Below are 20,909 nucleotides of genomic sequence, written 5' to 3'. Positions count from 1 at the left end.
CATGGCAAAAATGCTTGGCCCCCGCGCAAATTGGTTATATGAGTTTACCAATTCGAGGAGGAGACCCCGATGCAGATGCCAGCCCCCGATGCAAGCATCCTCGCGCGCAAGGACCAGATCGTCGCGCGGCTGAGGGAGGTCTTGCCCGCCAGCGCTGTGATCTCGGATCTGTCCGAGACCCGCGCCTATGAATGCGACGCGCTCACCGCCTACCGTTGCCCGCCGCTCTGCGCGGTCTTGCCCGCCTCGACCGAAGAGGTCTCGGCCGTGCTGAAAATCTGCCACGAGGAAGGCGTTCCCGTGGTGCCGCGCGGCTCCGGCACCTCGCTCGCCGGCGGCGCATTGCCCACGGCCGACAGCGTGATCCTCGGCGTCGCGAAGATGAACCGCGTGCTCGAGACGGATTACGCCAACCGCTTCATCCGCGTGCAGACCGGTCGCACCAACCTCTCGGTCAGCGGCGCGGTGGCCGAGGAAGACTTCTTCTACGCCCCCGATCCCTCGTCGCAGCTCGCCTGCGCCATCGCCGGCAATATCGCGATGAATTCGGGTGGCGCGCATTGCCTGAAGTACGGGGTGACGACCAACAACCTCATGGGCGTGACCATGGTGCTGATGGACGGCACGGTGATCGAGCTTGGCGGCGCGCATCTCGACGCGCCGGGGCTCGACCTGCTCGGCGTGATCTGCGGCTCCGAGGGCCAGCTTGGCGTGGTCACCGAGGCAACGCTGCGCATCCTGCGCAAGCCCGAGGGCGCAAGGCCGGTGCTGATGGGCTTTGCCGCCAACGAAGTCGCGGGGGAATGCGTGTCGGACATCATTAAGGCCGGCGTGCTGCCGGTGGCGATCGAGTTCATGGACCGCCCCTGCATCGAGGCCTGCGAGGCTTTTGCCCACGCGGGCTACCCCATGTGCGAGGCGCTGCTGATCGTCGAGGTCGAGGGCTCGGAGGCCGAGATCGCCGAACAGCTCGAGAAAATCGTCGAAATTGCGAAGCGCCACAATCCGGTCGAGCTGCGCGAGGCGCGCGACGAGGACGAGGCGGGCCGCATCTGGCTCGGCCGCAAGTCCGCCTTCGGCGCCATGGGGCAGATCAACGACTACATGTGCCTCGACGGCACGATTCCCGTCTCCTCCCTGCCCCACGTGCTGCGTCGGATCGGCGAGATGTCGGAGGAGTTCGGCCTGAAGGTCGCCAATGTCTTCCACGCCGGCGACGGCAACATGCACCCGCTGATCCTCTTCAACGCCAACGAGGAAGGCCAGCTCGAGCTCTGCGAGCGCTTCGGGGCAGAGATCCTCAAGCTCTGCGTCGAGGTCGGCGGCTGCTTGACCGGCGAGCACGGCGTGGGAATCGAGAAACGCGACCTCATGCACACGCAATACCGGCCCGCCGATCTCGAGGCGCAGATGGCGGTGAAGGACGTTTTCGATCCGCAGTGGCTGCTGAACCCGGCAAAGGTGTTCCCGCTGGACGCCTCAGAGGCGCGACGCGGTGACGCGATCGCTGAGGAGTGAGACCGGCCGCACGCATCACCAAGCGGGGGCCAGCCCCCGCTCCCCTGAGATATTTTCATCCAGACGAAGTGGCATGAGACCAGAAACCGAAAAACAGCTGGCCGAAGCGATCCTAGGCGCAAGTGGAGCCCTGTCGATCCAAGGTGGCGGCACCCGCGCCATTGGCACTGCAGAGGGAGACCTTCTGGAAGCCGGCGGGCTGTCGGGCATCACGCTTTACGAGCCGGGCGCTTTGACGCTGGTGGCCAAGGCGGGTACCCCGCTTTCGGAGGTGGAGGCCGCGCTCGACGCCGAGGCCCAACGACTCGCCTTCGAGGTGCCGGACATGCGTGGCCTTCTGGGCACGCAGGGCGAAAGCACGCTGGGTGGGATCGTGGCGGCCAATGCCTCGGGGCCCCGGCGCATCGCGTCGGGCGCCTGCCGCGACTTCCTTTTGGGCGTGCGTTTCGTCGATGGCGCGGGCACCGTGGTGTCGAACGGCGGGCGGGTGATGAAGAACGTCACCGGCTACGATCTCGTCAAGCTGATGGCCGGCAGCCATGGCACGCTCGGGGTGCTGACCGAGGTGAGCTTCAAGGTTCTGCCGAAGCCCGAGGCTGCGGCCACGCTGGTGCTGCACGGGCTTTCGGATGCCGAGGCGGTGGCGGCGATGGCGGCGGCGCTCGGATCGCCCTACGATGTCACTGGCGCGGCGCATGATCCGGCGGCGCGCACCACGCTGCTGCGCATCGAGGGCTTCGCGCGCTCGGTCGCCTACCGGCTGGAACAGCTCAAGGCGCTCTTCCCGGGACGCGAGATCACCGAGGAGACCGATCCCGCCGCGGTCGCCGACCTATGGGCCGCCGTGCGCGATGTGGCTGCCCTTCAGGGCCGCGCCGGGGACGTCTGGCGGATTTCCTGCAAGCCCTCGGACGCGCCGGAGCTGGCCGCGCGGCTGCGTGCCGAGGCGCTGCTCTACGACTGGGGCGGCGGGCTGCTCTGGGCGCTGCTGCCCGAAGGCACAGACGCCCGCGCCCGGCTCGGCGCCTTTGCCGGCCATGCCACACGGGTGCGCGGCACCGGCGGCACGCCCGCCTTCCATCCCGATCCCGCCCCCGTCGCCGCCCTCAGCGAAGGGCTGCGCCGCCGCTTCGATCCGCGCGGCGTGCTGAACCCCGGGCTGATGGCGTGACCCGAGCGAGCTGAGGACCAAGACATGCAGACCACCTTCACCCCCGACCAGCTCCGCGATCCGGGTACGCAGCGGGCCAACGAGATCCTGCGTTCCTGCGTGCATTGCGGCTTTTGCACCGCCACCTGCCCCACCTACCAAGTGCTGGGCGACGAGCTCGACAGCCCGCGCGGACGCATCTACCTGATCAAGGACATGCTCGAGAACGAGCGCGTGCCGGACGCCAAGACCGTGAAGCATATCGACCGGTGCCTCTCGTGCCTGTCGTGCATGACCACCTGCCCCTCGGGCGTGCATTACATGCACCTCGTGGACCATGCGCGGGCCTATATCGAGAAAAACTACACCCGCCGCTGGCACGACCGGGCGCTGCGCTGGACGCTGGCGCAGATCATCCCGCACCCGATGCGCTTCCGCGTCGCGCTGGCGCTGGCGAAGCTGGGCCGTCCCTTTGCCGGGCTGCTGCCGGACCCGCGGCTGAAGGCGATGCTGCAGATGGCGCCCAAGCGCATCCCGCCGGTGAGCCGCAACGACGATCCGCAGAGCTTTGCGCCCACCTCCACTAAGCGCAAGCGCGTGGCGCTGATGACCGGCTGCGCGCAGAAGGCGCTGAACACCGACATCAACGACGCCACCATCCGCCTGCTGCGGCGGCTCGGCTGCGAGGTGGTCGTGGCCAAGGGCGCCGGCTGCTGCGGCGCGCTCACCCACCACATGGGGCGTGAGAAGGAGGCGCATGGCTCGGCCGAGGCCAATATCCACGCCTGGATGGCCGAGATGGAGGGCGAGGGCCTCGACGCCATCGTCATCAACACCTCGGGCTGCGGCACCACGGTGAAGGACTACGGCCACATGTTCCGCAGCTCGCCGCTCGCGGAGGCAGCGGCGCAGGTCTCGGCCAAGGCGATGGACATCAGCGAGCTGCTGCGCGATCTCGAGATCCCGCAAGGCGCGCCGAAGGGTCTGCGCGTCGCCTATCACGCCGCCTGCTCGCTGCAGCACGGCCAGAAGGTGAAAGCCGCACCCAAGGATTTGCTCAAGCGCGCCGGTTTCGAGGTGGTCGAGCCCGCCGACAGCCACCTTTGCTGCGGCAGCGCCGGCACTTACAACCTGCTGCAGCCCGAGATCTCGAAACAGCTGCGCGACCGCAAGGTGCAGACGCTCGAGGCCAAGGCGCCAAAGCTCATCGCGGCGGGCAACATCGGCTGCATGATGCAGATCGGCTCGGGCACCGGGCTGCCGGTGGTGCACACCGTCGAGCTGCTCGACTGGGCCACCGGCGGGCCAAGACCGCGCGCACTCAAGGCGATGGACTGACCCCATAGACTCTCTGCAAGCGCCCCAATTTCGCCCCAGACGCGCCCTAGCGTAGGCGGGCGAACAGGGAGTCATTTGCGTGAGATACCTCATTGCGCTGCTCGCCGCGCTGCTGGCCGCGCCAGCTTTCGCGCAGGGTAGCCTGTTTTCCATGGAAAGCCGCGAGGACGGGCGCGGCTGGGAGGCGGTCGGGCGGCTGGAAATCGGCGGCAAGGCCTTCTGCACCGGCGCACTGATCGCGCCGGACCTCGTGCTCACCGCAGCGCATTGCCTGTTCGACTCGCAGAGCGGCGCGCGGGTGCCGGTGGAGCAGATCCAGTTCCTCGCCGGATGGCGCAACGGCCGCGCCGCTGCCTACCGCCGCGTGCGCCGGGCACTTTCGCTCGACAGTTACGACTTCAAGGCCCCGGCCAGCCCCGAGCGGGTCCGCAGCGACCTCGCGGTGATCGAGCTGCAGCTGCCGATCCGCAACAGCGCCATCGCGCCCTTCAGCCTCGGCCCCTTCCCCGAGGCAGGGGACGAGTTGGGCGTCGTCTCCTATGCACATGACCGATCGGAAGCTCCTGCCTTGCAGGACTATTGCGGCGTGCTTGACCGACAGGAGGGCATGCTGGTGCTCGACTGCACGGTGGATTTCGGCAGCTCCGGCTCGCCGGTTTTCTCGTTCGAGGGCGGCGCGCCGCGCATCGTTTCAGTCATCTCGGCCAAGGCCGAGGCCGGCGGCGCGCCGGTCTCGCTGGCCACCGGCCTTTCGGGCCCGCTTGCCAAACTGCGCGGCGCGCTCGAGGAAGACATCGTGCTCAACCCGCTCGTCGCGGGCACCCGGCGCGACACCGGCGCGAAGTTCATCAAACCATGAGGGGGGTTTTCGCCCTTCTCTTGCTGCTGCCGGGGGTGGCATGGGCTCAGGCGAATTTCGACGTGATCGACGGGCGCGGCGACCTGCTCGGCTGGGAGGCCGTGGGGCGTCTCGACGGCAAGGGCGCCTTTTGCACCGGCGCGCTCATTGCCCCGGACATCGTGCTGACCGCCGCCCACTGCGTCTACACCCCGGACGGCACGCCACGCCCGCCCGAGAGCCTGACCTTTCGCGCCGGGTACGCGCGCGGCACCGAGATCGTGGCGCAGCGGGTGCGCCGCTGGGTCACCCCGCCCGCCTACGTCCAGCGCCCGCGGCCGACCCATGAGACCGTCGCGGTCGACGTCGCGCTGCTCAAGCTCGAGGCGCCGATCACCAGCGCCGAGGCCGATCCCTTCCGCCTCCTGCAGCATGCGCCCGAGGGCAGCGAGGTCACCGTGCTCAGCTATGGCAAGGGCCGCGAAGACGTGCTCTCGCGCGAGCCCTCCTGCGCGGTCACCGGGCATTTCGCCGACGGCATCCTCGGCTTTGACTGTGACGTGACCTTCGGCAGCTCCGGCGCGCCGGTCTTCCTGCGTGAGAACGGGCGGCTGCGGATCCTCTCGGTGATCTCCTCGAGCGGCGGCGGTGCGGCCTACGGGCCGGGGATCGCGGCGCTGGTGCCCGACCTGGCGGCACGGCTGCGCGTTGACGCCGCCCGCCCGGTGGCCAGCGCCGGCGCGCGGCGCATCACCGTCGGCGGCGGGCGCGACGGCACCGGCGCGCGCTTCGTGAAACCTTGAGATCGCTGCCCTCTTGAAAGCGCAAAAATCCCTCCCCATCTGAGCGTTACCGGGGTGCCTGAGACAGGGCCCTGGATCAACCCCGCGCCTGTTCCGGATGGAAAGGCGCAGCACAAAGCTATCGCACGTTTCGCTCAATGGAGGATTCCCATGCGACATTTCGATCTTGCCCCGCTCTATCGCGCCACGGTCGGCTTCGACCAGATCGCCGACATGATGGACCGGGTGCTGGCCAGCGACGTGGCCCAGCCCAGCTACCCCCCCTACAACATCGAGAAGACCGCCGATGATGCCTACCGCATCTCCATCGCCGTGGCCGGCTTCGCCGACGAGGACCTTTCGGTCGAGGTGAAAGAGCACGCGCTGGTGGTCTCTGCCAAGAAATCCGAAGACAGCGAAGGCCGCACCTACCTGCACCGCGGCATCGCCACGCGCGCCTTCGAACGCCGCTTCACGCTTGCCGATCACGTCCGGGTCGAGGGCGCAACGCATGAGAACGGCATGCTGCACATTGATCTGCGCCGCGAGATCCCCGAAGCGCTGAAACCGCGCCGGATCGCCATCGCCAAGCCGCAGGCCTCGAAGGCCATCGAGAAGGACGTGGTCGACTCGCAGTCGGTCAACTGACCGGCGCGTCCTGACCTGACGAGGGCCCCGCTGGACGCAGCGGGGCCCTTCTTGCGTCTTGCCCCCGACGCTGCAGGACCACCCCACCCCGCTACGCGCCGACCTCGAGCACCACCGCGCCGGCCCGGTGCCGGGTCTCGACCAGACGATGCGCCTCGGCAATATTGTCCAGCGCGAAACGGGAGTCGATGACCGGGCGCAGCCTGCCCTCGCGCCACAGCGCCAGCAAACTCTCCAGCCCCTCGCGGCTGTCGCCGCTCACGTGAAGCGCCATGCGCGGGCCGCCGGAGAGCTTTGACCGCAGGAGGTGGCCAAGCTCGCGCAGCCCGAAGTTGAGTGGCAGGAAGAGCCCCTGCTTGCCCAGCAGTCCGCGGCTCTGGGGCCAGTTCATCGCCCCCACCGTGTCGAAGATCAGGTCGAAGCGGCCGGTGATCTCGTCGCTGCGATAATCGAGCACGCGCTCTGCCCCGAGGCCGCGCAGAATGGCTTCGCGTCTTGGCCCCGCCACGGCGGTCACATCCGCGCCGAGCGCTGCGGCGATCTGCACCGCGTAGGCGCCGACTCCGCCAGAGGCCCCGAGGATCAGCACCTTCTGCCCCGCACGCAGCTTCGCGACGTCGCGCAGGAATTCCAGCGCCGTGAGCCCGCCGAAGGGCAGGGCGGCGGCCTCGTCGAACCCCATGCCCTCGGGGATCGGCGCCACCGCGCCCTCGGCCTTCGCAAGCCCGTATTCCGCATGCCCGCCGTGACCGAGCACGGCAACAACCCTTTGCCCGACCTCAAACCCTTCGACACCTGTACCCAGCGCCGCGACCTCACCCGCCACATCCGAGCCCGGCACGAGATGCCGCGGCCTCCACAGGCCCGCAACCAGCCGCCCGATCAGCGCCAGTCCTCCGGGGAAGGCCGCGGCGCGCAGGCGCCAGTCGGCGGTGGTGACCGAGGCGGCACGGACCCGAAGGAGGATCTCGCCCCGTCCCGGCACGGGGCGCGGCAGCTCTTCGATCTGCAAAACATCGGCGGGGCCGTAGCGGCGGGCGGTGGCGGCTTTCATGGCTGGCTCCTCGGGGGTCAAATCGGATCTTGCTTGGATGAGCCGCAGATACACTCAACGATTGCGCAGTAATATTGACCAGTATTGCACCATGGCCATACAAATACGCATGGACTGGAAGAAGCTCCGCTTCGACTGGAACCGGCTGCGCGGGTTTCTCGCCACCGCCGAACAGGGCTCACTCTCGGGCGCGGCCCGCGCGTTGAAGATGAGCCAGCCAACGCTCGGGCGGCAGGTGGCGGCGCTGGAAAGGGAACTGGGCCTCACTCTCTTCGAGCGTCAGGGCACCGGGCTTCGGCTCACGGAAGCGGGCATGCAGCTCGCCGAGCACGCCCGCGCCATGGGTGAGGCGGCAGAACGGTTGTCGCGCGTCGCCACCGGGCAGCAGCAGGATATCGCCGGGCACGTCACGATCACCGCCTCGGAGATCTATTCCGCCTGGCTGCTGCCACAGGTCCTGCCACGGATTCGCGCCGCCGCGCCCGGGCTGACCATCGAGATCCTCGCCTCCAACGCCATCCGCGACCTGCGGCGCCGCGAGGCCGATATCGCCCTGCGCAACGCCCGGCCGGAGCAGCCTGACCTCATCGCGAAACGCATCGCCGAAGACCGCGGCAGTTTCTACGCCACGCCCGGCTATCTCGCCACGCTGCCGCAGATCGAGTCCCTGCCCGACCTCGCTGCGGCCGAGTTCATCGCCTTCGAGGACCCCGGCCCGCACAGGGCCTTCCTGCGCGAGCTCGGCGCGCCGGTCACCGAGGCGAACTTCCCGATTGTCAGCTCGAGCCATCTTGTACACTGGCAGATGGCCCGCGCGGGGCTTGGCATCGGCGTCGGCCCGCTCGGCCTCGGCGATCCCGACCCGCAACTCACGCGCGTCCTGCCCGAGCTGGAAATTCCCTATCCGGTCTGGCTGGTCGCCCATCGCGAGCTGCACAGTTCGCGCCGAATCCGCCTCGTCTATGACCTTCTGGCCGAGCTGATCCCGCCGCTGTTGCGCGCGTCCTGACCGTTCTTCTCGTTTCAGTTACGCACGGCGCGAGCTTGCCCCCGGCCCCAAGAACGACAAGGGCGCCGCACGGTTTCCCGCACGGCGCCCCTGTTTCAGGTCTGGGAGATCAGTCGAGCTGGAACGACCAGAAGAAGGTTTCGCCCGAGCTGTCGTCGACGCCGTCGTTGTCGGTCGAGACGTAAACGGTGCCATCCTGCGTGATGGCGAGACCCTCGACCTTGTCGACCACGTAGCCACCCCAGCCCTTCAGGTCCGGAATCAGGTCGCGCACCTCTTCCTTGCTGACCACGGGAAGCTCGCTCCCCAGCGCTGCGGGAACCATCTCGGCGGCAGGGATGCGATAGACCTTCTTGGTGACCGCCGCGGCACCGATCTGGTTGTCGCGCTCCACCACGTAGACGTAATCGCCATGGGCGGTGATCTCCGAAAGCCCGGTCCAGCCGGTCTCGGCAGCGGCCTTGGCGTAGCGTACGGCGCCCCATTCCCCGGTCTCGGGGGTGTAGGACACCAGCTTCACATGATCCTTCGGATCGTCGCCCCACTCGCGCTGCACCGCCATCCAAAGCGTACCGTCCAGCATGGTGACGCCCTCGAAGCCGAACCGCTTCTCCTGCGCCAGCAACTCGGCAGGCAGGCCCACCTCCTCCTTGATCTCGCCCTCTGCAGTCACGTGGTAGAGCGCATGCGGCACCAGCTTGGCGGTATTGCCCTCAGAGGCCAGCCAGAAACCACCCTCGCCGTCGAGCGTGATTCCCTCGATGTCGAGCTTCTGCGCCGGCAGTCCCGCGCGGGTCACCTCGATGGCACGGGTGATCTTGGCGGGCTTAGAGCTGGGGTCGATGACGAAGATCCGCGGCTGGAAGCCGTAGAAGCTGTCATTGACCGCGTAGACCTTGCCGTCCTCGCCCGCGACCATGCCCGAGATCGCACCCCAGCCGATCAGCTCGTCCGCGCCTTCCGAGGTCAGCGTCGGATACATCGCCTCGCCCTCGGCGTATTCGTAGATCATCACGTGGGCGCGCACGCCGCCGTCCTCGATCAGGTCTTCCTCGTTGGCGGTGACCAGCAGGTTGCGCTGCGGGATCGCCACGGCACCTTCGGGGGCGATCCCCGAGGGCAGCATCTGCTTCAGCACCGGTGCGGCGGGGTCGGTCATGTCGTAGACCCCGGCGACCGAGCCGCGCTCCGAGAGCAGGATCATGTAGGGCGTGCCGTCAAAGGTCGCGACTTCCATACCCTCGGGCTCGGCACCCTTGGCGTCGGAGCGCTTGTCCGGGTAATGGCCAACCTGCACCACGGCGTGCTCGAAGCTGTTGCCGCTGTCGTAAAGCTCGGTGCCGTCCTTGCGGAACACGGTGAAGCTGCGCGAGCCGCCGTCCATGTCACCCTCGTTGGCGATGGCGAAAGTCTCGTCGTCGATCCACTGCACCGAGTCCGGCTCGCGCAGGCGGCCGGGCTGGCTTTCGGTGAAGATCAGCGCGCCGCGCTCGTCGGTGGCATCGATCTCGGTCAGGTCGGTGGTGCCGGCGGTGAAATGGCTCAGCACCTCACCGGCCTTGTTCAGCACGACGAGGTGGTTGTTCTCCTGCAGGGTCAGGACGATCTCGCCAAGGCCGTTGACGTCGACGAACTCGGGCTCGGGATCCTCGGGTGCAATCTCGGCGAGGCCGGTCACGTCGGCCTTCACCAGGCTGGCGCAGTCCGCCGCGCCGTCCACCACGTCGAGGATTGCCACGTAGCCCGCAGGCATCTGCGGCACGCGGCCATCGCCGGCATCCTCGTCGCGCTCGTTCTCGATGGCCACGACGACGAAGCTGCCATCCTTGGCCAGCGCAACGCTGTCCGGCTGGCCGCCGAGGTCACACTCGCCGGTGATCTCGCCGGTCGACATCTCGACCATCTCGAGCTTGCCCGACGGATTGGTGAAGCTCTCGGACGTGTTCACGCCGACGAAGGCTGTGCCGCCGGAAACCGCCACCGAGGTCGGCTCGCCGCCCATCTCGATATTGCCCAGCGGCTTCGGCGCACGCGGGTCGGTGATGTCGATGCGACCGATCACGCCCAGCGGGCTGTCGGTGTAGACCAGCGTGTTGCCATCCTCCGAGGCATAGATGATCTCGGCCGAGGTCACGCGCGCGCGGTCCTCGCCCTCGGCCATGTTCTCGGGCGTGGCAAAGCTGGCGATGCGGTTGAAGGTCATCTCGGCCTGCGCGGCACCGGCGAAAAGCGCCAGTGCCGAGGTCAGGCACAGCGTGCGGATGGTCATGGGACGTCCCCCTGTTGTCATGGGGAACGCCATGCGCCCGCTCTGTAACGCAGGAATGACGATGCCGTGACGTCTACATGACGCGCGTTAGGGCGGCGCCTCAGGCCCCGGTCACCGCACGGCAGAGCGGACTGTCCGCCTCGACCAGCCCATCGATCACGTCGAAATGGTGCAGGCTTTCGTCGATCACCACCTCGCAGCCCCAGGCCTCGCCCAGCCAGCGCGCCTGGTCGAGGAACACCGGACGCTCGGCAGCGCCGACCCAGACCGTCACCGGCACCTGCGGCGCGGGCTGGAAGATCGGGCTCTCGGCCTCCGCCTCGGCCGCGTCCAGCCTCAGACCCTCGTTCATGTCGGTCTGCATCAGCGGGCGCAGGTCGGACAGCGGCGAGATCGGCACCACCCGCTTGATCCGCGCCGCCACCGCCTCCGGCAGCAGCCCCGGCGCCAGCATGCGCGCCACCAAGTGTCCGCCCGCCGAATGGCCCGTGAGGAGGATCGGACCCGCGACCTCCTCCGCCGCCCGGCTCACGGCCACGGCAACCTGCCGGGTGATGTCCGCGATCCGCACATCGGGGCAGAGATCATAGGAGGGCATCGCCACCGCCCAGCCCTGCGCCAGCGGGCCCGCGGCGAAATGCGACCAGACCGAGCGGTCGAAGCGCAGCCAGTAGCCGCCGTGAACGAAGACCACGAGGCCCTTCGCCTCCTCCTCGGGCAGAAAGAGATCCAGCGCCTCGCGCGCGCCCGGCCCGTAGGCGAGCCTGCGGAACCGCCCCGTTTCGGCAAGCTGTGCCCGGAACGCCTCGGCCGCCGCGCTCCAGCGGGGCGGAAAGTCGGCCGCACCGGGAATATGGGCTGCATTGGCATATGCGTCGCTGAGATCCATCGTCATCCTCCGTTCTCGTACTAGAGTAGCAAATAGCAGATACGCCGACGCCCGCAGCAGGAAAGACAGCGGGAACCGCGGCAGGAGAAATGGAGATCACCATGCTTGACCAGACCACCGACCTTCCCGGGCTGCTGAAGGACCCCAGCCTGCTTGCCACCCGCGCCTATGTGAACGGCGAATGGATCACCGGCGCCGACGGCGAATTCGAGGTAACCAACCCCGCCCGCGGCGACGTGATCGCCCGCGTCGCCGATCTCAGCCGTGACCAGATCGCCGGCGCCATCGACGGTGCCTACGCCGCCCAGAAGGACTGGGCGAGCTGGACCGGCAAGGAGCGCGCGAAGGTCCTGCGCAAGTGGTTCGACCTGATGATGGAGAACCAGGACGACCTCGGCATCATCATGACCGCAGAGCAGGGCAAGCCGCTGGCAGAGGCCAAGGGCGAGATCGCCTATGGCGCGTCGTTCATCGAGTTCTTCGGCGAAGAGGCCAAGCGCGTCTACGGCGAGACCATTCCCGGCCATGCCCGCGACAAGCGCATCACGGTGATCAAGCAGCCGATCGGCGTCGCCGCCTCGATCACGCCCTGGAACTTCCCCAACGCGATGATCACCCGCAAGGCCGGCCCCGCGCTGGCCGCCGGTTGCGCTTTTGTCGCCCGTCCGGCCTCGGAGACCCCGCTCTCGGCGCTGGCCATCGCGGTGCTCGCCGAACGCGCCGGCATCCCGGCCGGGGTGTTCAACGTGGTGCCGACCTCGTCCTCGTCCGAGGCGGGCAAGGAGTTCTGCGAGAATCCCAAGGTGCGCAAGCTGACCTTCACCGGCTCCACCGAGGTCGGCCGCATCCTGCTGCGCCAGGCCGCCGACCAGGTGATGAAATGCTCGATGGAGCTGGGCGGCAACGCACCCTTCATCGTCTTCGACGACGCCGATCTAGACGCCGCCGTCGAAGGCGCCATCGCCTGCAAGTTCCGCAACAACGGCCAGACCTGCGTCTGCGCCAACCGCATCTACGTGCAGTCCGGCGTCTATGACGCCTTCGCCGAGAAACTCGCCGCCGCAGTGAAGAAGCTCAAGGTCGGTGACGGGCTCGAAGAGGGCACCGACCTCGGCCCGCTGATCACCTCCAAGGCGATCGACAAGGTGCAGGAGCATATCCGCGACGCCAAGGAGAAGGGCGCCACGGTCCTCCTCGGCAGCGAGGAGCAGGAACTAGACGGCCAGTTCTTCGGCCCGACCATCGTCACCGGCGCCACCCGCGAGATGAAGTTCGCCACCGAGGAGACCTTCGGCCCCCTCGCCCCGCTCTTCAAATTCGAGGACGAAGACGAGGTCATCGAGATGGCAAACGACACGATCTTCGGTCTCGCCTCCTATTTCTACGCCAAGGACCTCAGCCGCGTGTACAAGGTGGCCGAGGCGCTGGAATACGGCATCGTCGGGGTCAACACCGGCCTCATCTCCACCGAGCTCGCCCCCTTCGGCGGGGTCAAGCAGTCCGGCCTCGGCCGCGAAGGCAGCCACCACGGCATCGAGGACTACCTCGAGATGAAATACGTCTGCCTGAGCGTCTGAGCCTCTGCCCTTTTGATCTGGGTGGAAATATCCCGGCGCGTGTGAGGGGCGGCGCCCCTCACACATGGGCACGGCATCATCCCGACCCTGCGTCACGCTCCACGTGAAACACCGCCGCAGCGCGGCAAGGCCAGTCTGCGCGCTGCAATGAACAGGCCGGGCGGGGGCTCTTCCCCCGTCCGCAGATGCCGCCCCTCAGGCCCGTTTGGGCCCGGAAGAAGCGGCGGCAGGGCGCTGGCCCGCCGAGGTTTTCCGCATCGCGCGGTTGATTTTCCCGCGCCGAGGCGTCACCTGAGTTAAGGCCCGACGCGACATTCAGGAGAGCTTGCCATGCGCTACGTGAAATGGACCTTCATCGTGCTCTTCTGGGTGCTCGTCGCGGGGTTCCTGCATTACACGCTGCCGCAGCACGACATCGCGCGTATCACCGACACCTACGAGAAGCGCGAGACGCCGGGCAGCGTCAACCGCTGGTTCTGGAGCCAGGCCGGAAGCAAGAGCGCCGCCGCCACTGGCGGGCGCGACGTCTTCTTCATCCAGACCCGCCTGTCCAACGACAAGGTCATGGTCTACCGCAACGAGGACACGAGCTGGGGCTGGCCACCCTACTTCAAGTTCGACACCTCGAACCTGCAGGCCGAGGCGAACGACCTGCGCTCCGGCTCGGCGGCGCCGCAATGGGTGGCGATCAAACATTACGGCTGGCGCAACGAGTTCCTCTCGATCTACCCCAACGCGGTGAAGATCACGCCGGTGGACGGACCTGACGCACGCATCATTCCCTGGACCAACATCATCGTGCTGACCCTGCTGGCGGCGATCGTCTGGGCGGTCTGGGTGCGCTGGCGGCGCTTCCGCCGCGCCCGCATCGACCCGGCTCTGGAAGAGATGGGCGACAATCTCGACGAGGCGGGCGGGCGCATCCGCGGCTTCTTCGGGCGCAAAAAGAGGTGAGGCGCGCTCAGCAGGCGCCCGTGGCGCGCAGGATCTGCACCCAGACCCCGGGCGCATCGTAGAGCGTCCATTCGCGGCGCAGCCCGTCCTGGCCGAACTCGGCATGGGTCATCCCCAGGATATCGACCAGCGCGCCGCTCGGGGCACCGAACGCGCCCTGCCCGTCGTGCCGCCCGGTGAGCCGCCAGCGGATGCAGGCGCGCGGTGGCGCGAGCGGCGTCTCTGCCCCAAGCGCGTGCTCGACCTCGAAAGGGGCCGAGGGGAAGGCCGCGCGCAGCCCGATCCAAAACGCCTCGGCCTCGCGCGGGCCGCAGCCGATCTCGGCGCCGGGCAGGAAAAGCTCTGCCGCCGGATCGTACTGCGCTGCCAAAACCGCGACCTCGCCCGACATCACCCGTGTGAGCAGGTCGGCCAGCGCCGCGCCCCAGGCATCTGCGTTGCCGCCGCCAGCATAGCGTGACGCCACCGGATCGGGCGCGCCGCCCGCGAGGCGCAGCCGCGCCCCCTCCTCCGGGGTCAGCCCCAACTGCTGCACGATTGCCGCCTCGTCGCGCAGCACCCATTGCTCGGTGAGCCGACCCGAGACGCAGAGCCGCTCGGACATCTGCGCGAACTGCACCGGCCTGCGGCTCGGCGGCCCGTAGAGCCCATTGCCGCCGTGAAGGGCGGTGACCTGAAATCGCTCGGCGGCATAGAGCGTGTTGGCGCCCGCGGCTTGCCAAAGCCGGTCTTCCAGCCGAAGACGCGGCCCGGTCAGCGCCGCGAGCCGCGCCGCCAGCTCTGCGCCCAGCACCTCGGGCTCGATCAGCGCGCCGCTGCCGCCATGCGAGACCAGCTCGGGCGCGAGCATCGCACCCAAAAGGTCAAGGCGCCGCCCCTCGTCGAGGTCGCGGGTGAGAGAAGAGAGGTACTGGCCAGCGTCCTGCCAGCGCGGGTCGAACCCGGCGAGAAACGACACATTCGTCACCTTCCGTAGTAGAGGCCGACCACGTGTTTGGCCTCGGCAAAGAAGAGCCAGCGCGAGAGGAGCACGCCCGCGACATGCGGGGCAAGGCAGATGAAGTTAAAATACGACACAGCTGTCGCGAGCAGCAGCGCCGCCGGCAGCACGAAGCCGAGCAGCGCGGCCAGCACCCTCAGCTTCAAAAGATGGCGACGGGCGACGACGAAGACCATCTCGCGCAGCAGGTAGTTGCTGCCGGTGTGTGGCGGAAACAGCGCCCGGGGGCTGCCCGCGGCGCCGAGCCCCGTGGCACTGGCCAACGTGGTGCCGCTGCGAGCAAAGCGCCCGTCGCCGTCGATCCAGCTCCAGATTTGCAACGCGGCGGTGAGCCCCAGAAGCACCAACGCCGGCCACCTTTGGCCCGACAGCAGCGCGCCGCCACTCAGCGCGTAGGCGAGAAAGAGCGCCGGCGTCGACCGGTGGTGCCAGCGGGGCACGGATTTGAGCTGCGCGTAGATCATCGCGGTACAGAAGACGGTGGCCAGCGCTGCGAGGGCGGTCAACCAGCCGAGTGGCAGCAGCGGCCGGCCAAGCAACAGCGAGAGTCCGTAGCCGCCGCCCAGCAGCAGGCTGACCAACGCCGCCCAGGCCTCGCGCGAGAGCCAGCTCGTGCGCCACTGCCGGAACGCCTTCAACGCCCGCTCGCGGCGCTCGAGGTGAGTCGCCGAGGCGGCGAGGCCCGAGAGGCACAAGGCGTAGGCCAGCGCCAACCACGCGAAGGCGGTCAGCGCTTCGGGCGGTGACGGGTCGATCCCGAGCCACACCAGAAGGCCGAAGCCGAGACCCGAAAGCGTGGTGAAGAGGATGAGCGAGGGCGCCGGGTGCATCTCAGAGCCTCGCCAGCGTCCGGTCGATCCAGCCGAGCAAGCCCCGGGGCTCCTCGGCCACCGGCTCGAGCCAGGGCGCGAGAACGTCCACCTCGTCTTGCCAGGCGTCGCGCCGGCGGGGCGGCAGGTACTTGTTGGCGGGGCGGGTGCCCTGTTCGGGCATGAGGTCCATGCCGCCGCGCGCCTCGACCAGCAGCGAGACCGCGCTCTCCGGGTCCGACAGATCGCCGAAATGCCGCGCCCCAGCCGGGCAGGTGCGCACGCAGGCGGGCACGCGATCCTCTTCTGGCAGGGTTTCGTTGTAGATGCGATCGACGCAGAGGGTGCATTTCTTCATCACCCCCTCGGCCATGTCCATCTCGCGCGCGCCATAGGGGCAGGCCCAGGCGCAAAGGCCGCAGCCGATGCACTCGGCCTCGTTGACCAGCACGATGCCGTCCTCCATCCGCTTGAAGCTCGCACCGGTGGGGCAGACGGTGACGCAGGGCGCGTCAGCGCAGTGCAGGCAGGACTTCGGGAAATGCACCACCTGCGCCGGGCCGGACTCCGGCATCACCTCATAGGCGTGGACGCGATTGAGGAAGGTACCGGAAGGCGCGGCGCCATGGGGGTCCTGGTCCGACAGCGGGCTCGGCTGGCTTTGTGTGTTCCAGCCCTTGCAGGCCACCACGCAGGCATGACAGCCGACGCAGGTGTCGAGATCGATGACGAGGCCGAGCTGGCGCTCCGTGTGGCTGGGAAGGTCGGTCATTCTGGCGTCTGGCTCGTGGCTGGCGGGTTTCGGGACGCTGCCCCGGACCCCGGGATATCTGGAGCTGGAAGAAAAACTCAGGCGGGGCGCGGGACGGGAGAGCGGAGCGGCGGGAAGGCCGGGCGGGAGTCGCCCGGTGCGGCGCATTTCTCGAGGCGGACGCGAAGGTCGAACCACGCCGCCTGGCCGGTGATCGGATCGGAGTTGGAGAGGCTGACGCCCTCCGCGCGCGGAGGGAGGTGCTCGGGGATCAGGTGGTTGAGCAGAAACCCCTTCTTCGCCTCTGGCGCATCCGGGTCGAGCCCCCAGGTGCCGCTGCGCTTGCCGAGGGCGTTCCAGGTCCAGACGGTGCTTTCGCTCTGCGCCTCCATGCGCGCGGCGGGGGCGGTGATCTCGCCGTGCGGAGATATGACCCGGACCCAATCGCCCTCCTGCAGGCCAAGCGCGCGCCACCAGGCGCCGGGGATGTAGAGCGGGTTCGCCCCGTGGATTTGCCGCAGCCAAACATTCTGGCTGCCCCAGCTGTGGTACATCGCCATGGGGCGCTGGGTGATCGCGTGCAGCGGGTAGCTTTCCTCGTCCTCAGGAATATCCGACAGCGGCGGGTACCAGACCGGCAGCGGCGTCATGACCGCGGCGAGACGGTCGCGCAGCGCGTCGGGCGGCTGGCGCTCGCCCTGTCCCTCGGCGGCGCGCTGGAAGCGGCGCAGGGGCTCGGACCAGAGCTGGACGAGCGCGGGCGCCGGGGCGTCGAGCAACCCTGTCGCCACGGCCCAGTCTTGGTAAGCGCGGTTCCACGGCTTGTAGTAGGCGGCCTCTGGCGGGACGGGAATGCGATGCGTGCCGCCCGCCGCGATGTAGCTGTCGAGTTGCGCCTCGTTCGGCGTGCCGCGCCCGTCCTGCAAACCGTGCGGCCCCATGCGGAAACCGGCGAGCGGGCCGATGCCGGGCCGGCGCTCGTGGTTGGTGATGTAATCGGCGTAGTCGCGGTAAACCGGCCTGCCATCCTTGGACATGCCGGGCAGGCCGAGCCGTGCGCCGAGGTCCAGAAGCACCGACTGGAAGGGGCGCACGTCGCGGTCGGGCTCGATCACCGGCCAGCGGATCGCATCGGCGGCGGCATCCGGCTCGGAGATCGGCCGGTCGAGCAGCGAGATGCAGTCGTGGCGTTCGAGGTAGGTGGTGTCGGGCAAGATGAGATCCGCATAGGCGACCATCTCCGAGGCATAGGCGTCGGAGTAGATGATGCGGGGGATGAGGTAATTGCCCTCCTCGTCCTGCGCCGTCAGCATCTCCATGGTGCCGGCGGTGTTCATCGCCGAGTTCCAGGCCATGTTCGACATGTAAAGAAACAGCGTGTCGATCGGATACGGGTCTGCCGCCACCGCATTGGCGATGACCATGTGCATCATGCCGTGCACCGCCAGAGGCGCCTCCCAGCTGAAGGCCTTGTCGATGCGCAGCGGCGCGCCTGCCGCGTCCACCGCCAAGTCCTCGGGGCCGAGCGGGTAGCCGAGCGGCGGGCCTTCCAGCGGCTGGCCGGGGCGGGCGCGGAAATGCGGGCGGCAATGCGCCTCGGGCGGCTTGGGATAAGGCGGCTTGAAGCGGAAGCTGCCGGGCGTCTCTACCGCGCCCAGAAGCGCCTGCAACAAGTGGATGGCGCGGCAGGTCTGGAACCCGTTGGAATGCGCCGAGACGCCGCGCATGGCGTGCACCGCCACCGGGCGGCCGGGCATGGTGCTGTGCTGGCGACCGCGGAAGTCTGTCCAGGGGCGGTCCAGTTGCAGCCTCGTGTCGAAGGCGGCGCGGGCGATCTCGGCGGCGAGCCAGCGGATGCGCTCGGGCGGCAGGCCGACGCGTTCGGCCACCGCCTCGGGCGCATAGGCCCGGTCCATGTATTGCGCGGCGATCATCTCCATCACCGTGCGGTGGCTGATCCCGGCGCGGCGCAGGTGGCCGGTGAGCTTGGGCTCGACTCCCTCGCCGTCCCAGGGCGCGGGGCGGCCCGTGCGGGCATCGATGACCAGCGGGCTGTCGTCATCCCCCCTCAGGAACAGGCCGTACTCCGGTGACTTGGGATCGCAATCGACCAGCACCGGGGCATTGGTGAACTGCGCGAGGAACTCGAGGTCGATCCGCCCGGCGCGCAAGAGTTCGTGCACCAGCGAGAGCACCAGCAGCCCGTCGCTGCCCGGGGTGATGCCGAGCCACGCGTCGGCGATGGCGCTGTAGCCGCTGCGCACCGGATTGATGCTGACCACCTTGGCGCCGCGCGCCTTGAGCTGGGACAGGCCCATCTTGATCGGGTTGCTGTCGTGGTCCTCGGCCACGCCGAAGAGCAGCAGCAGCTCGGCATGATCCCAGTCGGGGGTGCCAAATTCCCAGAAGCTGGCGCCGAGCGTGTAGAGTCCCGCCGCCGCCATATTGACCGAGCAGAAGCCGCCATGGGCGGCGTAATTGGGCGTACCGAACTGCTGCGCCCACCAGCTGGTGAGGCTCTGCGACTGGTCGCGCCCGGTGAAGAAGGCGAGCTGCTCGGGGGCCGTCTCGCGCAGGGGCTTGAGCCATCCGGCTGCGGTCTCCAGCGCCTCGTCCCAGCTGATCTCCTCGAACTCTCCCGATCCGCGCGGACCCACGCGGCGCAGCGGCGCCCGCAGCCGGGCCGGAGAGGTCACCTGTTTCAGCCCCGCCGCGCCCTTGGCGCAGAGCACGCCGCGGTTCACCGGGTGGTCGCGGTTGCCCTCGATGTAGACAGGGGTGCCATCCTTCAGGTGAACGTCGATGCCGCAGCGGCAGGCGCACATGTAGCAGGTCGTCTTGCGGATCTCGTCCGAGATCTGCACCTGGGTGTCGGGGATGTCGTGCTGCCGTTCCGTCTGCGCCATTCGGGTCCACGTCCGTGCCTTCTCCGAAGGCTAGGCCACAAGCCCCCGTGAGGCTAGGTCTTTCCCGGTCACGCCCGCGCGATGGGCGGCCCGGCGCCCGCGCGCCGGAACCCGCGTCGGATCAGCCCGCGGGGGCCGCTTGGCAGGGCGCCTCGGGCGCCGCGCAGGGCGCGGAGACCCGGCTGCGCTGCGCCACCTGCTGGTGCAGAAGCGTGCCGACCGAACGGCCCCAGGCGTCCCAGTTCAGCCGTGCCTCGTATTCCTCGCGGCTGCGGCGCGACAGCGCGGCGTAGCGCCCGGGCGCGTCGAGGCAGGCGAGGATGCAGGCGGTAAAATCCTCGGCGCCGCTGCCCGGTGGCAGGGCGAAGCCGTTGATCCCGTCGCGCACCGGAACTCCGCCGATGCGCAGGCAGAGCGAGGGCACGCCATAGGCCGAAGCCTCGCAGAAGGCGAAGCCGTAGCTCTCGAAGCTGGGCATGACAACAAAATGCGCACGGGCGTAGAGCTGCTCGAAGAGCGCCGCCTGCTCGGGCACGGCCTTGTCGAGCTGCGGGTGGACCTCGGTGTGCGGGCCCTGCGCCTCGGGCGGCGGGACGCAGCCGATCACCGTGAGCCGGGCGTCGATGCCGCGCGCCCTCAGGAGGCACATGACCTCCTGCGCGACGGGGCCGCCCTTGGCCCACCAATTGCGGCCCACCACCAGCAGGTGCAGCGTGTCGGAGCGCGAGATCGACCGGGGCGCGAGCGGTGGCGGCGGGGCGATATTTGCGCCCCAGGGCACCAGCCGGGCCTTGCACCCGGGCAGCTCGTAGCGGGCGACGCTGGCGTCCATCAGCCATTGCGAGGGCCAGAGCAGCAGATCGGCGCGGCGGAAGACCTCGGCCTCGGCGCGTTCGACCCAATCATCCAAGAGGCGTCCGCCGGGGATCAGCCCCGGATGCGCCTCGCCGATCTCGGAGGCGCGGTAGATGCTGTGGGTGGCGTCCGATGTATAGGCGACGGTCATCGGGTAGGGCAGCCGCAGGCTGAGCAGCGACTGGAAGGCATAGGCGCAGAAGAGCACGTCGTACCGGTCCTGCTGCAGCGCCGCCTCGATCCGGCGGGCCACCACCTGCGACAGCGCCATCTGGGCGCGCCACCGCAGGCGCAGGCTGAGCGCGTCGGGCATCGACAGGATGGCGCGGCGGATCGGCTCGGCGGTGCCCCAGTCGGTGGGCAGGATCGTCACCTCCCCGGCATGGGCCCGCAGCGCGTCATGAATGCGTGCGTTGCCGCCAGAATAGAGGTTCCGGTCGAGCGCCGAGAAATCACTCAGGTAAGCGATCTTGAGGGGGCCACGGACCATGCTGCACTCATACTCCTGCTACCTTTCTTGGAGGTAGGCTGCGCCTGCAATCGGGCAGGAACATGTCTCCAA

The 20,909-nt window shown here is 68.6% G+C and carries 17 protein-coding genes; 9 read left to right on the top strand and 8 right to left on the bottom strand.

The features are described 5' to 3' along the window. Positions 1-69: 69 nt before the first annotated feature. From G0Q01_RS07825 to G0Q01_RS07800, 6 genes are all read left to right on the top strand, one after another. Positions 70-1,518 carry an FAD-linked oxidase C-terminal domain-containing protein gene (locus G0Q01_RS07825; RefSeq protein ID WP_164213222.1) on the top strand — a complete coding sequence of 483 codons (1,449 nt, stop codon included), beginning with the start codon at positions 70-72 and terminating at the stop codon, positions 1,516-1,518. Positions 1,519-1,591: 73 nt separating this feature from the next. After that, positions 1,592-2,689, top strand: coding sequence for an FAD-binding protein (locus G0Q01_RS07820; RefSeq protein ID WP_164213221.1), 1,098 nt, complete (start codon positions 1,592-1,594; stop codon positions 2,687-2,689). 24 nt (positions 2,690-2,713) lie between these two features. Beyond that, positions 2,714-4,006 carry a glycolate oxidase subunit GlcF gene (gene glcF, locus G0Q01_RS07815; protein WP_164213220.1) on the top strand — a complete coding sequence of 431 codons (1,293 nt, stop codon included), beginning with the start codon at positions 2,714-2,716 and terminating at the stop codon, positions 4,004-4,006. A gap of 79 nt (positions 4,007-4,085) precedes the next feature. Further along, positions 4,086-4,865: a serine protease gene (locus G0Q01_RS07810; RefSeq protein ID WP_370526689.1), complete on the top strand. Its 780-nt coding sequence runs from the start codon at positions 4,086-4,088 to the stop codon at positions 4,863-4,865. After that, complete coding sequence (locus tag G0Q01_RS07805) at positions 4,862-5,647, top strand: serine protease (protein ID WP_164213219.1); 786 nt, start codon at positions 4,862-4,864, stop codon at positions 5,645-5,647. Before G0Q01_RS07810 ends, G0Q01_RS07805 begins: the two co-directional genes overlap by 4 nt. Before the next feature lie 150 nt (positions 5,648-5,797). After that, positions 5,798-6,274 (top strand): Hsp20 family protein, encoded by a 477-nt coding sequence (locus tag G0Q01_RS07800; RefSeq protein ID WP_108964128.1) that lies wholly within the window; start codon positions 5,798-5,800, stop codon positions 6,272-6,274. A 91-nt stretch (positions 6,275-6,365) separates the two neighbouring features. On the opposite strand, the gene G0Q01_RS07795 is transcribed toward G0Q01_RS07800, so the two are convergent. Then, entirely contained in the window at positions 6,366-7,328 is a 963-nt protein-coding gene (locus G0Q01_RS07795) for an NAD(P)-dependent alcohol dehydrogenase (protein ID WP_164213218.1), read from the bottom strand. A 109-nt stretch (positions 7,329-7,437) separates the two neighbouring features. Between G0Q01_RS07795 and G0Q01_RS07790 the strand changes: the two genes are divergently transcribed. After that, complete coding sequence (locus tag G0Q01_RS07790) at positions 7,438-8,337, top strand: LysR family transcriptional regulator (RefSeq protein WP_203594936.1); 900 nt, start codon at positions 7,438-7,440, stop codon at positions 8,335-8,337. Between the two features lie 109 nt (positions 8,338-8,446). On the opposite strand, the gene G0Q01_RS07785 is transcribed toward G0Q01_RS07790, so the two are convergent. Next, positions 8,447-10,606 (bottom strand): esterase-like activity of phytase family protein, encoded by a 2,160-nt coding sequence (locus tag G0Q01_RS07785; protein WP_164213217.1) that lies wholly within the window; start codon positions 10,604-10,606, stop codon positions 8,447-8,449. A gap of 100 nt (positions 10,607-10,706) precedes the next feature. Beyond that, the gene (locus tag G0Q01_RS07780) at positions 10,707-11,495 is read right to left on the bottom strand and encodes an alpha/beta hydrolase (protein WP_164213216.1); all 789 of its coding nucleotides are present in this window, start codon (positions 11,493-11,495) and stop codon (positions 10,707-10,709) included. Between the two features lie 101 nt (positions 11,496-11,596). Here G0Q01_RS07780 and G0Q01_RS07775 point away from each other — a divergent pair, with 101 nt between their 5' ends. Together G0Q01_RS07775 and G0Q01_RS07770 are read left to right on the top strand one after the other, a co-directional pair. Then, entirely contained in the window at positions 11,597-13,072 is a 1,476-nt protein-coding gene (locus tag G0Q01_RS07775) for an NAD-dependent succinate-semialdehyde dehydrogenase (RefSeq protein ID WP_108967421.1), read from the top strand. Positions 13,073-13,402: 330 nt separating this feature from the next. Continuing rightward, positions 13,403-14,026 (top strand): DUF1523 family protein, encoded by a 624-nt coding sequence (locus tag G0Q01_RS07770; RefSeq protein ID WP_164213215.1) that lies wholly within the window; start codon positions 13,403-13,405, stop codon positions 14,024-14,026. Between the two features lie 7 nt (positions 14,027-14,033). Here G0Q01_RS07770 and G0Q01_RS07765 read toward each other — a convergent pair whose 3' ends face one another. From G0Q01_RS07765 to G0Q01_RS07745, 5 genes are all read right to left on the bottom strand, one after another. After that, a complete protein-coding gene (locus G0Q01_RS07765; protein WP_164213214.1) occupies positions 14,034-14,984 on the bottom strand; it encodes an ester cyclase in 951 nt (316 codons plus the stop codon). Between the two features lie 5 nt (positions 14,985-14,989). Next, complete coding sequence (locus G0Q01_RS07760; RefSeq protein ID WP_164213213.1) at positions 14,990-15,856, bottom strand: DmsC/YnfH family molybdoenzyme membrane anchor subunit; 867 nt, start codon at positions 15,854-15,856, stop codon at positions 14,990-14,992. Between the two features lies 1 nt (position 15,857). Next, positions 15,858-16,607: a 4Fe-4S dicluster domain-containing protein gene (locus G0Q01_RS07755; protein WP_164213212.1), complete on the bottom strand. Its 750-nt coding sequence runs from the start codon at positions 16,605-16,607 to the stop codon at positions 15,858-15,860. Between the two features lie 77 nt (positions 16,608-16,684). After that, a complete protein-coding gene (locus G0Q01_RS07750; protein WP_164213211.1) occupies positions 16,685-19,492 on the bottom strand; it encodes a molybdopterin oxidoreductase family protein in 2,808 nt (935 codons plus the stop codon). Positions 19,493-19,613: 121 nt separating this feature from the next. After that, positions 19,614-20,837 carry a glycosyltransferase family 4 protein gene (locus tag G0Q01_RS07745; protein WP_164213210.1) on the bottom strand — a complete coding sequence of 408 codons (1,224 nt, stop codon included), beginning with the start codon at positions 20,835-20,837 and terminating at the stop codon, positions 19,614-19,616. Positions 20,838-20,909 lie beyond the last annotated feature (72 nt).

Origin of the sequence: Salipiger sp. PrR007 (assembly GCF_010499845.1) — a bacterium.
GTDB lineage: Bacteria > Pseudomonadota > Alphaproteobacteria > Rhodobacterales > Rhodobacteraceae > Salipiger > Salipiger pacificus_A.
This window is presented reverse-complemented; position numbering and strand designations above follow the sequence as displayed.

Bases quoted from the DNA above. Each gene is read 5' to 3' on its own strand.
- G0Q01_RS07825 (WP_164213222.1), top strand. From the start codon at position 70: ATGCAGATGCCAGCCCCCGATGCAAGCATCCTCGCGCGCAAGGACCAG.
- G0Q01_RS07820 (WP_164213221.1), top strand. From the start codon at position 1,592: ATGAGACCAGAAACCGAAAAACAGCTGGCCGAAGCGATCCTAGGCGCA.
- glcF (WP_164213220.1), top strand. From the start codon at position 2,714: ATGCAGACCACCTTCACCCCCGACCAGCTCCGCGATCCGGGTACGCAG.
- G0Q01_RS07805 (WP_164213219.1), top strand. From the start codon at position 4,862: ATGAGGGGGGTTTTCGCCCTTCTCTTGCTGCTGCCGGGGGTGGCATGG.
- G0Q01_RS07800 (WP_108964128.1), top strand. From the start codon at position 5,798: ATGCGACATTTCGATCTTGCCCCGCTCTATCGCGCCACGGTCGGCTTC.
- G0Q01_RS07795 (WP_164213218.1), bottom strand. From the start codon at position 7,328: ATGAAAGCCGCCACCGCCCGCCGCTACGGCCCCGCCGATGTTTTGCAG.
- G0Q01_RS07790 (WP_203594936.1), top strand. From the start codon at position 7,438: ATGGACTGGAAGAAGCTCCGCTTCGACTGGAACCGGCTGCGCGGGTTT.
- G0Q01_RS07785 (WP_164213217.1), bottom strand. From the start codon at position 10,606: ATGACCATCCGCACGCTGTGCCTGACCTCGGCACTGGCGCTTTTCGCC.
- G0Q01_RS07780 (WP_164213216.1), bottom strand. From the start codon at position 11,495: ATGGATCTCAGCGACGCATATGCCAATGCAGCCCATATTCCCGGTGCG.
- G0Q01_RS07775 (WP_108967421.1), top strand. From the start codon at position 11,597: ATGCTTGACCAGACCACCGACCTTCCCGGGCTGCTGAAGGACCCCAGC.
- G0Q01_RS07770 (WP_164213215.1), top strand. From the start codon at position 13,403: ATGCGCTACGTGAAATGGACCTTCATCGTGCTCTTCTGGGTGCTCGTC.
- G0Q01_RS07760 (WP_164213213.1), bottom strand. From the start codon at position 15,856: ATGCACCCGGCGCCCTCGCTCATCCTCTTCACCACGCTTTCGGGTCTC.
- G0Q01_RS07755 (WP_164213212.1), bottom strand. From the start codon at position 16,607: ATGACCGACCTTCCCAGCCACACGGAGCGCCAGCTCGGCCTCGTCATC.
- G0Q01_RS07750 (WP_164213211.1), bottom strand. From the start codon at position 19,492: ATGGCGCAGACGGAACGGCAGCACGACATCCCCGACACCCAGGTGCAG.
- G0Q01_RS07745 (WP_164213210.1), bottom strand. From the start codon at position 20,837: ATGGTCCGTGGCCCCCTCAAGATCGCTTACCTGAGTGATTTCTCGGCG.